Raw genomic sequence first — 12,622 nt, forward strand, 5'->3', positions numbered from 1 at the left:
GCTCCGGGCGCTCCAGTCAGTCGGTGGTCAGTGGAACTGTGACGACGATGTGTGTCCCTCGGTCGGCGTCAACAAACCGCAGGCTGCCACCGACGTGGGTAATACTGTACCGTGCGAGCCAGAGCCCGAGCCCGGTTCCGTGCAAGAGTGGAGAGCGGTCAGCCTGGGGGCGCAACACGGCCTGCTCTTCGGCTGGAATCCCTGGCCCGTTATCCTGAATGTCGATCCGTAGCACGTCGCCATCGCGAGTCGCTTCGACACTCACGCGTGGCGGGTCGTTGTCGTTGTGTTCGATGCCGTTTTCGATGAGTTCGGCGAAGGCATTCTCCAGAACCGGGACTGCCTCGATCCGGGCGTCGATCGGACAGTGGAGTGTGATTTCCCCATCGGGAAAGGACGCTCGGGCGGTTTCGACAGCCGCCGAGAGCAGCGGCGCGATCGAGACGCTCGTCGTGCGTGCGTTCCCAGTGAGTAGCTCGACGATTTGACGTTCGGTGTCGACGAGTTCGATCATGTCGGTCCCGGTCGAGAGAATCCGATCGGCAGCACTCGCCAGTGGCTCTTGGGTCTGTTCTCGAAGCACCTCGGCGCTGCCGGTAATGACGTTGAGATCGTTTCGGAGGTTGTGGCGCAGGACCCGGCTGAGAACCTGTAGCTGCCGTTCTCTATCTTTGAGATCAGTGATGTCCCGACAGATAGCGATCGATCCCACGATCGTTCCCGTCTCGTCGTAGTGCGGGTACCGTGTCGTTGCGAAAGAGCGGTCGCCGCGTCCCCGCAATGACGGCGAGATCGTGTAGCTGATCGGCTCTGCGTGCTCGAGAACCAACGCTTTCTTCTCCTGGACGCGTGTGGCCGTTGGCTCGTCCATGAACGCAAACTCGTCTGTGCCGAGCAGCTCCGAACGGGGAACTCCGGCGTACTCGACGAGTGCATCGTTGACGACCTGAAACGCCCCGTCACGATCCTGAAACATGATGGGATCGTCGACTCGCTGAACGATCTGCTCGTAGGTTGCAAGTTCGTCGGTCGCTTCGACACGATCGGTGATATCGATGAACACCGCAGCGATCCGATCGCCATCCAGGGGATAGGCGGTCACGCGGTGGTGCTGATCTAGCGGCTCGGAATAGGCTTCGAACTCGATTCGGTTTCCCTTCAGCGCGACATCGCCGTACCGAGAGATGAACGGATCGTCAGTCGGATCGTCCGGCAGGTCGAAGACTGTACTGCCTCGCTTGCCCTGGATTTCCTCGGCGTCAAGCCCGGTAATTCGCTCGAAGGCCTCGTTCACGTCCTCGAACACGTAGTCTAGGGCTCGTCCGTGCTCGTCGGTGACGATCCGTTGGATCGCGATGCCGTTGATCGCATCCCGGAATAGCCGTCGATACGCCGAATCGTCAAGTACTCCGCCGTCGCGCTGGCTCTCTCCGGTAGCTGTGTGTGGTGTCCCCGATTTCTCAAGGTGACCCTCCGTTAGGACGAGTGCCACCGCAACGTCGTCTTGCCAGTTGCTGCTGGTGGCGATGTACTGGCCGGTCCACTCCCGAGCGTTTCCCATCGTGATCGACGCAGTACCGAAATCGAAGGTACACTCACCGGTCGCAAATCGTTCCGTCCACGCTGCAAGGTCACCAGCGTCCAACCCAACCCTGGTGAGGAACGCGGCTTCGGTCAGCCCGTCGGTCCCTTCTGGGTCAAACTGACTCACAGCAGCGCCGTTGGCCCACGCAAGCTCCCCGTCCCGTAAGACGAAAATCGGGTCCAGAGTACCGTCCAGAACCGCTTTCGGGTCCGGTCGTGGACCGGACCGAGACCGATAGCGTCGAGCGACAGTTTCGATGAGCGCTGCGACGCTTTCGTCCGTCTCTCCGGGCGTGAGGATGTCCGTTACCCGGGCCGCACTTGCCCGGTCGATCGTCTCGGCGTTTCGATCAACAGCGCGCACGATCACCGGGAGAAAAGGGTCTCGGGCACGGAGCGCTTCGAGAAACGCAATCCCGTCGAAATCCGGCATCTCGGCATCACAGACGAGACAGTCGACAGTCGCCGTCCGGACGTGTTGGGCCGCCGCTTGGACAGTCTGTGCCGTTACTACTCGTAGCTCGTCCCGGCCCAGGAGAGGAGCCAGAAGGTCGTCACTGTCTGGTTGTGGCGTCACGGCGAGAATCTGTATCGCCTCGTCTCGTCCCATGCTAGATCATCTCCCAGTGGCAAACTGTGTGCCGCTTTTCCCCACAGCAGGGCGAGATTCCCTCGCGGAGAGAGAACAACTGCGCTCACGAAAGCAGGGACTCACTTTCGCGATGGGAGGCGGTCTGACGACAGTCACTGTTCGTCAACGTTGGTGAGGTAGCTTCAAAAGCATGAGTGGTCACCCCGCCTCGTAGATCGGAAGCTACCGGCCAGGTATCGTGTCCCTGGCGGTGGACACGAGTGTCGGTTATACGATCGATCGCTGTCCCGGCTGCCTTGCTCCGGTAGCTTAACACGGATCCGGCCCCGAACAGATCCTAATGAGTTCGGCAGCAGCGGACGTTTCAAAGACGAAAGCCTGGGTGATGGCCGCACGGCCACAGACGCTTCCGGCTGGCTCGGCCCCAGTGATCGTCGGCGTCGGCCTGGCAGTCCACGACGGCGTTCTCGCGGTACTCCCAGCGCTTGCAGCCTTCGTTGGCGCACTCCTCATTCAGATCGGGACGAACTTCGCTAACGATTATTTCGACGCGATGAAAGGGACCGACGACGCCGATCGCGAAGGATTCACGCGCGTCACTGCCGGCGGATTGATCCCACCGAGGCAGGTCAAGGCAGCGATGGCAGGAACCTACACGCTCGCGCTCGTCGTGGGCCTCTATCTCGTGGCGATCGGCGGCGTCCCGATCCTCGTCATCGGCCTCTCGAGTATCGTCGCCGGATTGCTCTACACGGGCGGGCCGTACCCCTATGGCTACTACGGCCTGGGTGACCTGTTCGTGTTCGTCTACTTCGGCGTGATCGCAGTGACCGGGACCTACTACGTCCAGGCCGTTGCTACCCTCGACGGTGGCCTGTTTCCGACGTGGGTGCCAGCGGGAACCGTTCCGAGCGCGGTCGTTATCGCCAGTCTGGCCGCGGCAGGGCTCTCGACAGCCATCCTCGTCGTGAACAATATTCGGGACATCGAGAGCGACCGCGAAGCCGGTAAGCGAACGCTGGCTGTCATGCTGGGCTACCGGTGGAGTCGCGCCGAGTACGTAGCCCTCGTTGCGCTCGCGTATCTCGTCCCAGTCGTGCTGTGGCGGATGGACGAGTTCGGCCTGTTCGTCCTGTTGCCGCTGGTGACGATCCCGCTTGCTATCTCGGTGACGCGGACGGTTCTCACCGAACAGAGTGGCGCGGCGTTGAACCCGGCACTGGAACGCACTGGCAAACTGATGGGTGCTCACGGACTGCTGTTTACAATCGGGCTGGCGCTCCCGGCGGTGCTCTGATGGAGATCGAACCGTTCAGTTTGCCACTCGCCTCGCCACTCGGGACGGCCACCGACCGGATCGAGTCCCGCGAGGGCGCTCTGATCGTCGTCGAACGCGATGGCGTCCGTGGCGTCGGCGAGGCGACCCCGCTGCCGGGCTGGACGGAATCACTCGATGCGTGTCGGGCGGTGCTCCGTGCCGTCGCCGCTGGCGAGCGACCGCCCGCGTCGGTCGACCCAGCCGAGAGGCCGGCAGCCAGACACGGACTCACGCTGGCTGAAGCCGACGCGACTGCCCGAGCAGCCGGCGTTCCCCTTGCGCAGTGGCTCGCGGCCGACACCGCGGACACCGCCGGTTCGGTTCCGGTGAACGCGACGATCGGTGACGCCGATCCGGATGCGACTGCGCGAGCGGCAACAGCGGCTGTCGAAGCAGGATTCCGGTGTCTCAAAGTCAAAGTCGGTGCCAGGCCGCTCGGGGCCGACCTCGACCGACTGCGAGCGATCCGACGCGAGGAACGTGACGTGACGATCCGCCTCGATGCCAACGGCAGTTGGACTCGCACAGTCGCTGAAGACGCCCTGAAGGAAATTTCCGACCTGAACGTCACCCTCATCGAACAACCGTTACCTCCGGACGATCTAGACGGGCACGAACAACTGCAAGGTCGTGGCGTCGACATCGCCCTCGACGAGTCACTCAGGGAACACGGAATCGACGCCATCAAAAGCGCCGACACGGCGGATGTGGTCGTGCTCAAGCCGATGGTACTCGGCGGCCTCGACCGAGCAGCGGCCCTGGCCCGAACAGCACGTCAACACGGGATGGAGCCGATCGTGACGACGACGATCGATGGCGTCGTTGCCCGAACGGCCGCGCTGCACCTCGCCGCGAGCCTCGGGATCGATCGGGCCTGCGGGTTGGCGACCGCTGACCGACTGGCCGAGGATCTAGCTGGCGATCCCGCGCCGGTCCGAGACGGGTACATGACGGTCCCGGACGCTTCAGGGATCGGTGTAGCCCTCGAAAGGCCGTGATTGGGGGCCTGCAAGTTGGTGAGAATCGGGGGGCCACTCAAGTAGGGGCCGGACCGAATTTTCCCCAATGCGAACACTCGACGCCTGGCCCCAGATCGATCCGCTGACCGCCAGAGCGAGTTCGACGCCCGACAGCACGGCGGTCGTCGAGGCGGAAACGGGGGCTAGCTGGACGTACGAAGCGCTATTCGACGAGGCCGATCGACTCGCCGGGCGTCTCCAGGCGGCCTGTGATGGACGCCCCCAGCGAGTCGGAATCGCTATGGAGACGAGCATCGACTTCGTCCGGGCGACCCACGCTGCCTGGCGACTGGGAGCAGCGGTCGTCCCACTCGACGTCCGCGAGCCGACCGACCAACTAGAAACGCTCGCCACCAAAGCCGAGGTCGATGTCATCCTCTGTACCGAACAGACGGCAGGGCCAGTCAGCGATCTCGGCGACCGGGCGCTGTTCAGCGTCGACACGTCCCCCACCGAGACAGTGCCGACGCTACCCTCGGCGACCGGCGGCATCACACCCAGAGCCCGGTACCCATCAGAGACACATCTCGTGATGTTTACCTCCGGATCGACAGGTGAGCCGGCGGGCGTGCAACTGACGTTGACGAATCTGTTTGCGAGTGCGATTGCATCTGCATTCCGACTCGGGGTCACCCGTTCCGACCGCTGGCTGGTCTCGATTCCGATGGCACACATGGGCGGCTTTGCGCCCCTCGTCAGGTCGACGCTCTACGGCACGACAGTGATCCTCCAACAGGATTTCGAACCGGCCCGGGCCGCCGCGGCGATGGCTGACTACGACGTAACCGGGGTTTCGTTTGTCCCGACGATGTTATCACGCCTCCTCGATGCTGGCTGGGACCGGCCGGACGCGCTTCGGTTCGTGTTGCTGGGCGGCGCATCTGCATCCCGGGATCTCATCGACCGCTGTCAGCGAGAGAACGTTCCCGTCTACCCGACCTACGGCATGACCGAAACGGCCTCACAGGTCGCCACCGCGACCCCAAGCCAGGCCTTCGACAACCCGGGGACGGTCGGTCAGCCACTCCTCTTTACGCAGGTGGCCGTCATCGACGACGGGGAGTCAGTCCCACCCGGAGAGACCGGCGAGATCGTCATCGAGGGGCCGACAGTCACACCGGGGTACCTCGACGAGGAGGAAACCGAGGCGGTGTTCGATCAGCGGGGCCTACATACCGGCGACCTGGGCTATCGCGACGCCGACGGCCGCTTGTACGTTGTCGGACGGCAAGACGATCGCATCGTCACCGGCGGTGAAAACGTCGAGCCAGGAGCGGTCGTCGACGCGATCGAGTCGTGCCCTGACGTCGCAGAGGCCGTGGTCGTCGGAGTCCCGGACGACGACTGGGGCGAGCGCGTGGCCGCGCTGGTCGTGCCAAACGGGACCACAGAGCTGTCTGCCGAGCGGATCGAAGCGGCCTGTCGTGACGAGTTGGCGCCCTACAAAGTTCCCAAGTCGATCGAGATTGGTGAGTCTATCCCGCGAACGGTCTCGGGAACCGTCGACCGGGCAGCCGTCATCGAAACCATACAGAACAGCTGAATGGCCGAGAGTTTAGGCCGATCGCGTCCGAATTCGAATCCGTGTGTACTCTGATCCTGGCCTGGCAAGTCTTTGCCGACGTGCCAGTTGCAGTCGCCGCGAACCGCGACGAAGCCACTGATCGGCCCTCTCGGGCACCCACCGTCTGGAACAGCGACCCAGCGATCCTCGCACCGCGAGACGAGTCTGCAGGCGGGACGTGGATTGGATACAACGAGTGTGGCGTTCTCGTAGCGATTACGAACCGGTGGCTCGACGATCCGCCGGCAGCCGACCGTTCGCGTGGGCTGGTTGTCAGGGCGGCGCTCGACGCCGAGACCGCGCAGAAAGCGGCCAGAACAGTCGAGACCGCCGTCGATCGAACCAGCCACGCTGGGTTCAACCTCGTCGTCGCCGACGAGCAGGCGGCGCTACTGCTCGAATGGGACGGGACGCTCTCGGTCAGGTCTCTTGAACCCGGCGTCCACGTCGTCGTCAACGTCGGGGCCGACGGTCGCTATCGAATACCGACGTCTCGGTCGACCGTTGGGCCTGAACAGGCCGAAACGGCGACGCAGCTACGAACCACACTGCAACCAGGCCCCGGCGAGTCCGGTGACGATTGGCTCGATCGGGCAGCAAGGACCATCGCCGATCACGAGTACGGCGCCTGCGTGCACGGAGACGGCTTTGGTACCCAGTCGTCGTCACTGGTTCGGTTCGGTGACGACGACCGGGCGTACTGGTATGCCGATGGCCCACCCTGCGAGACCGAGTACGAACGCGTCGAAGGTCAAGTTTAAGCGGCAACCTGCCCGAAGTGATTGTATGAGCGCCGAGTCGGAGCCGGATCTCTCGGAGGACGAACGCCGGGGCCTCGAACTCGTCCGAGAGTCGGGCGGCATCCATCAGAGTGACTTCTGGAAAGAACTGGACGTGAGTTCACGCAAGGGATCGCGCATCGTCGACTCCCTGGCCGAACAAGACCTCATCAATCGTGATGAGGCCGTCTACGAGGGGCACAACACGTACCTGCTGACACCGACTGCGAAAGATCTCGATTTCTCGTTGCTGATGGCCGGCGACATGCTCTCGCCGTTCGTCGGCGACGAGGAAGTCAACGTGCACAGCGACCAGTTCACGCAGTGGTTGATGAACCTCGCCTACGAAGAGTAACCGTCGACCCGCAACTGGGAGTAAACAAGCAATCAGCTATCGGGAGCGGCATCTCTTCGAATCGCCGATCAGCGGCACGCGACTGACCGGGCGATCTCGATCAACGGAGCCGCAGAGAGGCCAGTTGCAGCGACGGAGTAGCGAGCGTCCGCACACGTCCAAGAGATGCGGAGTTCGGTACCGATATTCCGAAGGGTTGCGGTTTCCGATCCGAGAGTTACGTTCCGGCCCTCCGTACGGGGCTGGTACCAGGTGAGGTTGCTCTTCGAGACGGCCACGGTCGCCGTCTCGTTTGCGTAGCGCAGGCCGATACTCCGGACGTTCCCGACTGTTCGAGTCGCCTCGCGAAGGTCGAACGAATCCGGGAGCGTCGGCTCCGGAACGGAGTAGTTTGTGACAGCCTGTAGCTGTGCGATATCGACGAAGTGGCTCTGTGTCGGCGACTCATCCGTTTTGATAGTCGCCTCCGCCGGCGGATCGAATTGGAACCGCTCGGACGACAGTCCGGGATTAAACGTAACGTTCTCGTAGTTGACCGTTATCGTGACAGGTGTCCCATCACGGTTGTACGTAGTCGTTCGTTTCAGCGGCACGTACCACTCTTGGTCGAGCCAGACACGCTGTGAGAAGTCCGAGACGACCCCGGTCGCGTTCGTCGTCGACCGAAGGGAGAGGACGTACGTCTCCCGGCCAGCGACAGTCGCCGTACCATTGTACGTGACAGTGATTTGCCCGGCGATTCCGCTGGTGGTCCCATCACGCTCGCTGGCGACAGGGACGACGGGAAGTGGATCGACACTCCCTGCGGTCGCTGGGCCATCTGCCGCTCTCACGACGGCGAGGAGCCGGCTAATCCGATCGCCGCTCGACGAGTGGTCCGTCTGGGAAATATCGATCTGGATTGCCGTTTGGGCATCGTCGTCGTACAGCCAAAGCTCGGTCCCGTTTGCCACTTTCCGTTCAGGCCACCGCGGGTCGTCGTGGAGATCCTCGATGCGATACTGACCGGTACCTGGGCGTACCCAGACGCGTTCGACCGACTCACTCGTCGTGTTGCCCCGCTCGTAGACCGTCTTTCTGAGACCGACGAGCCCATCGAGGCTAGCCCGCTGTTCGTCGACGTCGTCGAACGCTGGGACGGCGTCGGGTGGCTCGGCAGCGACCCAGACGCCGACCGCGAGACTCGCGAGAAAGACCACGCTGACCACCGCAACGATCTGCACCGTGGGCCTCGAACGCAGTCGATCCATCCAACTGTGCGGGAAAACCATTGAGACGATGATAGGTGTTTCGGTAGCCCCACAACACGCCGGGATTCGATCCGAACTTACTGTTCGAGGGCGTCGGCGATCCGTTCGAGTTCGCGTCGCACGTCGTGAACTTCGTCACGAAGCTTTCGCATCTCGCGGGTGAGTTCCTCGTTGCCGCTGTCGCTTTCCTCGCCTTCGGGACCCATCTGTCCGGGACCGCGACCACCCGGTCCGCCCGGGCCGCCGCCCATCATCCCACTCATCATCTGGGCGAAGGGGTTGCCACCGCCACCCATGCCCGGGCCGCCACCCATGGCTTCTTCCATACGCTCGCGGCGATCCTCCATATCCCGATCCTCGCCCTCTTCGGCGCGTTCCTGTCGGATCTCCTCGACGCGCTCGCGGAACGATTGTTCCTCGTCGTCGCCGTTCTCAGCGTCTGTCGATGGCTCGCCGTGCTCGCTTTCGTTGTCGTCTGCCATGTGGCCGAGAAACGTCGCGCGGTGGAAAAGCGTTCCGAACAATTCAGGATTCGAATCGACGACGGACGAGTACAGAGAGCCCGATCGCGACCAGCCCGAGCACGACGAGGTTAAAGACCGCCCTGAAGATCGACTCGTATTCTCTGGCCACCCAGGTATCGATCGCGCCCATCGCGCTCGTGTACGCCCCAAAGACGGCGATGATACCGAGCAGTGCAAGGACCGCGACCGCGCCGAGTTCGAGATACTCGACGATCTTGCCAGCGCGATCATCAGTGACCGCCCGGCCAGGATCGTCGGCCGCGTCGCTGTCAGTCGCTCGCTCAGCTTCGCCGTCGGTGCCGTTGGATTCGCCCGTTGAGTCCGTTGTCATTGTCGACCTCCTAACCGCGAGACGAGACCGATCCCAGCGAGGGCAAGCAGGGCAGAAATAACTCCCAGTCCAGGGCCGGATGTCGCCGTGGGACGCGTCGGGCCGTCCGTCTCGCCCACGTCCTCGGCCTCCGTGAAGTCCTCGGCCTCGAAAGGCACGCTCTCGAAGGTGGTATCGGCCTCGATCTCTCTATCCGGGTCCAGATCCGCGATCGAAGACGCGGAACTGACGATCACGCCGTCGTGTTTCAAGATTGCATCCAGATGATACCCGTAGCCGCTGGGGACTGTCAACTGTGCGTCCGGCGCGACAGCCTGTCCGGAGTCGAGTCGATCGACGTCGATCGTCGTCCGGTCCGCGACGACATTCGAGTCAGACTGTCGAGCGACCAACTCCAGCGTCGCGCCCTCGGCAGGGTCGACACCCGCATTCCAGAGGTGTGTCCGGACGGCCAGGGTGGCCTGCTCGTCTCCAGCCGCTTCGATCGTATAGTCGATAGTCGGGATCGCCGTCTCGAAACGCTTGAATTCGATCGTCGTCGGGGAGAGTCCGGCGACGCCGTGGATCGAGCCGCGTTCGACGTCGATTCGTTCCCCATCGCTGTAGAGAATCGCCACGAGATCGTAGCCACCCTCGCGAGCAACCGTCAGATTCGTCCTCGACCGGTGTTCGCGATCGCCGGCGATCTCGCCGACTTGGGTCGACGTTTCGGCGGCGACCAGCCCGGACTCGGCATCGACGGCCCGAATCGTGAGCGAGACGTTGTCGGCTGGCCCACCCCGATGATCGAGGGCCACCCCAAACTGAACGGTCACGGCGTTGCCGGTCACTGCCCCCGGAGCGACAGTCACCTCGTCGATATCGAGATGACTGGGCGCGTCAATGTCGTGTGTGGCAACGGCACCCGGGACGAGGAGGAACGTGGCCACAGCGAGGACACACAGGAGCGCGGTCGCGGCAGCGAGATACCCTTCGCGTCGCATACTGTCTGGCGCGTCGGTGACTGCTAAGTGTTTTTTGGTATGGATTTACATAATTGTATTATGTGATGAATTCACTCGACAACTCTCAGTCGAACGACCCGAGACTCGCCTGGACCTCCCGGTCCGGTTCCGTCGAAGTGACCCCATAGCCCACGAGATCGCGCATGTCGACGGCGTAGACGGTGCCGTGGCGTTGAAGGACAAGCACTCGCCCCTTCGTCCCACGAACGGAGCCCGTCAACAGCGTCTCCGCGATGGGTTGGCCTGTCAGTTCCAGGCCGTAATCGAAGGCGAATTGCTCGCGGACGTCGAAATCAGCCAGAAGCTGCTCCCAGGCATCCCGATCGACGCTGCGATGGAGCCCAGCTCGCTTGCGATCGACGCGAACGCGATCGCCGACTGTCTCGGCGATCTCTGCTTCGATCTGGCGGGCGATCCGGCCGTTCTCGACGGTCCGAACGTGTGCCGCCCGATCGGCCCCCTGCTCGCGAAGCCGGGTGTCCAGCCGCCAGGATCGCGTCACACCGACTTTGAAGATGTCGGGGGCAAAGGCCGCCAGATAGATCGCGTGTTCCTCGCGGCAACTCTCGCGTGGGAGGTCACAGTCACCCCGACAGCGGGCACAGGGCCAGCGATCGGTGTGTTGTGGACAGGATGGCGCTTCTGGCGCGTTGCAAGCCAGGTGACGACCGTCGTCGATCGTCCCAGCACAGTGGCGGGCCTCAAGCGTGTAGGTCACCCCCGTTCCGGGGGTGAGCCCTTCGCGATCGATCTGGCCGTCTCGGGCGAGCAACAGCGCTGGGTCGGATTCGCCAGCGCGAGTACTGTAGCCGACAATCTGCACGGGCGGGTCTTCGATCGAGAGGATCTTTACCGTTAGCATCGTCCGGGACCCCCGGGTTCGGGGCGCTGTCAGCGTCGGAACCGACGGTTTATGAACGTCGACCCGCCAACACCCTTCATGGATGATAATAGACAGACGACGGCGCTGACGCGGCGCCGATTGCTGGCTGCCGGATCGGTCGCGGCCGTCTCCGGGGTTGCGGGGTGTAGCTCGGGAGAGACAACGACGAGTAGCGTCTCACCCTCGGCCATCGGCACGTTGACCGAGACAGCGAGCCAGAACGGGTTCCCGGAGACAGCCGTCGAACTCGACGGCGACCGTCGGACGCCGATCATTGGCGATCTAGACGCCGACATAACGGTCCGGGTGTTCGAGAACTACCAATGTGGGCACTGTGCCAGATACTCGCTGAACCACTTTCCGGCCATTCGCGAGGAATATATCGAAACTGGAACGATACGCTATGCCATGCACGACCTGCCGTTTTCCAGAGACGGGTGGGAAGCGTCCAGACGCGCTCCACACGCCGCCCGGGCCGTCTGGGAGGACGCAGGCCACACTGCCTTCTGGGAGTACTCTCAGAAGTTGTTCGCCAACCAGGACACACTGGGACCAGAGACGTACGCACGGTTGGCCAAACAGGTCGGTGCCGACCCGGACGACGCCCGAAGTGCCGCGGCCAACCGCCGCTACGAAGCGGCAGTGAGCGCGGACGTCGCCTTCGCCGAGGAACTCGGCGTGGACGCGACGCCGACGGCCTTCGTTGTGGACACAGTGACGGACGGATACGACTTCGAGACGGTTTCGGCGGCAATCGAGGACGCCAAACCCGAGGCCAACGCCTGACCAGGTGAGTAGCGATGCACGAGTACGCTGAAGTCGCCGTGTTACGCCTCGGACATCGACCGGGCCGGGACGAACGGACGACCACGCACGTCGGGTTGACGGCCCGTGCCCTGGGTGCGGACCGACTCATCCTCGAAGACGTCGCAGAAGGCCGCCGAGGGACAGTCGAGGATATCACCGACCGTTTTGGTGGCCCCTTCGAGGTGACGGTAACGGACGGGCCACTCGGCCAGATCCGCGCCTGGGATGGGGCGATTGCCCACCTTACGATGTACGGCGAGCCAGTCCAAGCCGTCGGCGAAGAGATCCAGGCCCGGCATCGTCAGGAGCCACTGCTGGTCGTCGTCGGGGCCGAGAAGGTCCCCTTCGAGGTCTACGAACACGCCGACTGGAACGTGGGCGTGACCAACCAGCCCCACTCCGAGATCGCCGCGCTCGCAGTATTTCTCGATCGGCTCTTCGACGGGGCCGAACTCGATCGCGACTTCGAGAACGCAACACAACGTGTCGTCCCACAGGAGACGGGCAAGCGCGTCGTCGACGGTGACGATGCCGATGCCGCCGAAGACTGACGGCGGCCGCCGAGTGCTGCCCGGCGGTCCCCCGAGCATCGTTCGGTGAATTTAAACGACT

13 protein-coding genes are annotated in these 12,622 nt (G+C 63.3%); 7 read left to right on the plus strand and 6 right to left on the minus strand.

Annotation, left to right across the window (positions count from 1 at the left end):
* Positions 1-16: 16 nt before the first annotated feature.
* Positions 17-2,194, minus strand: a complete 2,178-nt coding sequence (locus Hrd1104_RS05630) for a PAS domain-containing protein (protein ID WP_154551826.1) — start codon at positions 2,192-2,194, stop codon at positions 17-19.
* A 322-nt stretch (positions 2,195-2,516) separates the two neighbouring features.
* On the opposite strand from Hrd1104_RS05630, the gene Hrd1104_RS05635 reads away from it, so the two are divergent.
* From Hrd1104_RS05635 to Hrd1104_RS05655, 5 genes are all read left to right on the plus strand, one after another.
* Entirely contained in the window at positions 2,517-3,473 is a 957-nt protein-coding gene (locus tag Hrd1104_RS05635; RefSeq protein ID WP_154551827.1) for a 1,4-dihydroxy-2-naphthoate polyprenyltransferase, read from the plus strand.
* Complete coding sequence (locus tag Hrd1104_RS05640; protein ID WP_154551828.1) at positions 3,473-4,492, plus strand: mandelate racemase/muconate lactonizing enzyme family protein; 1,020 nt, start codon at positions 3,473-3,475, stop codon at positions 4,490-4,492. The genes Hrd1104_RS05635 and Hrd1104_RS05640 overlap by 1 nt, the downstream gene beginning before the upstream one ends.
* Before the next feature lie 67 nt (positions 4,493-4,559).
* The gene (menE, locus tag Hrd1104_RS05645) at positions 4,560-6,056 is read left to right on the plus strand and encodes an o-succinylbenzoate--CoA ligase (RefSeq protein ID WP_154551829.1); all 1,497 of its coding nucleotides are present in this window, start codon (positions 4,560-4,562) and stop codon (positions 6,054-6,056) included.
* A gap of 41 nt (positions 6,057-6,097) precedes the next feature.
* Positions 6,098-6,838, plus strand: a complete 741-nt coding sequence (locus Hrd1104_RS05650) for an NRDE family protein (RefSeq protein WP_154551830.1) — start codon at positions 6,098-6,100, stop codon at positions 6,836-6,838.
* Positions 6,839-6,863: 25 nt separating this feature from the next.
* Entirely contained in the window at positions 6,864-7,211 is a 348-nt protein-coding gene (locus tag Hrd1104_RS05655) for a MarR family transcriptional regulator (protein WP_154551831.1), read from the plus strand.
* Positions 7,212-7,279: 68 nt separating this feature from the next.
* Here the strand turns inward: Hrd1104_RS05655 and Hrd1104_RS05660 are convergent, their stop codons facing one another.
* From Hrd1104_RS05660 to Hrd1104_RS05680, 5 genes are all read right to left on the minus strand, one after another.
* Entirely contained in the window at positions 7,280-8,434 is a 1,155-nt protein-coding gene (locus Hrd1104_RS05660) for an outer membrane lipoprotein carrier protein LolA (protein WP_229770552.1), read from the minus strand.
* Between the two features lie 104 nt (positions 8,435-8,538).
* Positions 8,539-8,943 carry a hypothetical protein gene (locus Hrd1104_RS05665; RefSeq protein WP_154551833.1) on the minus strand — a complete coding sequence of 135 codons (405 nt, stop codon included), beginning with the start codon at positions 8,941-8,943 and terminating at the stop codon, positions 8,539-8,541.
* A 43-nt stretch (positions 8,944-8,986) separates the two neighbouring features.
* A complete protein-coding gene (locus Hrd1104_RS05670; protein ID WP_154551834.1) occupies positions 8,987-9,316 on the minus strand; it encodes a hypothetical protein in 330 nt (109 codons plus the stop codon).
* Positions 9,313-10,299: a hypothetical protein gene (locus tag Hrd1104_RS05675; protein ID WP_154551835.1), complete on the minus strand. Its 987-nt coding sequence runs from the start codon at positions 10,297-10,299 to the stop codon at positions 9,313-9,315. The genes Hrd1104_RS05670 and Hrd1104_RS05675 overlap by 4 nt, the downstream gene beginning before the upstream one ends.
* Before the next feature lie 85 nt (positions 10,300-10,384).
* Positions 10,385-11,182 (minus strand): DUF2797 domain-containing protein, encoded by a 798-nt coding sequence (locus tag Hrd1104_RS05680; RefSeq protein WP_195837635.1) that lies wholly within the window; start codon positions 11,180-11,182, stop codon positions 10,385-10,387.
* A gap of 78 nt (positions 11,183-11,260) precedes the next feature.
* On the opposite strand from Hrd1104_RS05680, the gene Hrd1104_RS05685 reads away from it, so the two are divergent.
* Together Hrd1104_RS05685 and Hrd1104_RS05690 are read left to right on the plus strand one after the other, a co-directional pair.
* Positions 11,261-11,989, plus strand: a complete 729-nt coding sequence (locus Hrd1104_RS05685; RefSeq protein WP_158853923.1) for a DsbA family protein — start codon at positions 11,261-11,263, stop codon at positions 11,987-11,989.
* A 14-nt stretch (positions 11,990-12,003) separates the two neighbouring features.
* On the plus strand, positions 12,004-12,561 hold the full coding sequence (locus Hrd1104_RS05690) for a tRNA (cytidine(56)-2'-O)-methyltransferase (RefSeq protein WP_154551837.1): 558 nt from the start codon (positions 12,004-12,006) through the stop codon (positions 12,559-12,561).
* Positions 12,562-12,622: the final 61 nt, after the last annotated feature.

The sequence above is a fragment of the Halorhabdus sp. CBA1104 genome, from assembly GCF_009690625.1.
Taxonomy (GTDB): Archaea; Halobacteriota; Halobacteria; order Halobacteriales; family Haloarculaceae; genus Halorhabdus.

Excerpts from the sequence above, each read along its gene's own strand:
- Hrd1104_RS05630 (WP_154551826.1), bottom strand. The coding sequence starts at position 2,194 with ATGGGACGAGACGAGGCGATACAGATTCTCGCCGTGACGCCACAACCA.
- Hrd1104_RS05635 (WP_154551827.1), top strand. The coding sequence starts at position 2,517 with ATGAGTTCGGCAGCAGCGGACGTTTCAAAGACGAAAGCCTGGGTGATG.
- Hrd1104_RS05640 (WP_154551828.1), top strand. The coding sequence starts at position 3,473 with ATGGAGATCGAACCGTTCAGTTTGCCACTCGCCTCGCCACTCGGGACG.
- menE (WP_154551829.1), top strand. The coding sequence starts at position 4,560 with ATGCGAACACTCGACGCCTGGCCCCAGATCGATCCGCTGACCGCCAGA.
- Hrd1104_RS05655 (WP_154551831.1), top strand. The coding sequence starts at position 6,864 with ATGAGCGCCGAGTCGGAGCCGGATCTCTCGGAGGACGAACGCCGGGGC.
- Hrd1104_RS05665 (WP_154551833.1), bottom strand. The coding sequence starts at position 8,943 with ATGGCAGACGACAACGAAAGCGAGCACGGCGAGCCATCGACAGACGCT.
- Hrd1104_RS05670 (WP_154551834.1), bottom strand. The coding sequence starts at position 9,316 with ATGACAACGGACTCAACGGGCGAATCCAACGGCACCGACGGCGAAGCT.
- Hrd1104_RS05675 (WP_154551835.1), bottom strand. The coding sequence starts at position 10,299 with ATGCGACGCGAAGGGTATCTCGCTGCCGCGACCGCGCTCCTGTGTGTC.
- Hrd1104_RS05680 (WP_195837635.1), bottom strand. The coding sequence starts at position 11,182 with ATGCTAACGGTAAAGATCCTCTCGATCGAAGACCCGCCCGTGCAGATT.
- Hrd1104_RS05685 (WP_158853923.1), top strand. The coding sequence starts at position 11,261 with ATGGATGATAATAGACAGACGACGGCGCTGACGCGGCGCCGATTGCTG.
- Hrd1104_RS05690 (WP_154551837.1), top strand. The coding sequence starts at position 12,004 with ATGCACGAGTACGCTGAAGTCGCCGTGTTACGCCTCGGACATCGACCG.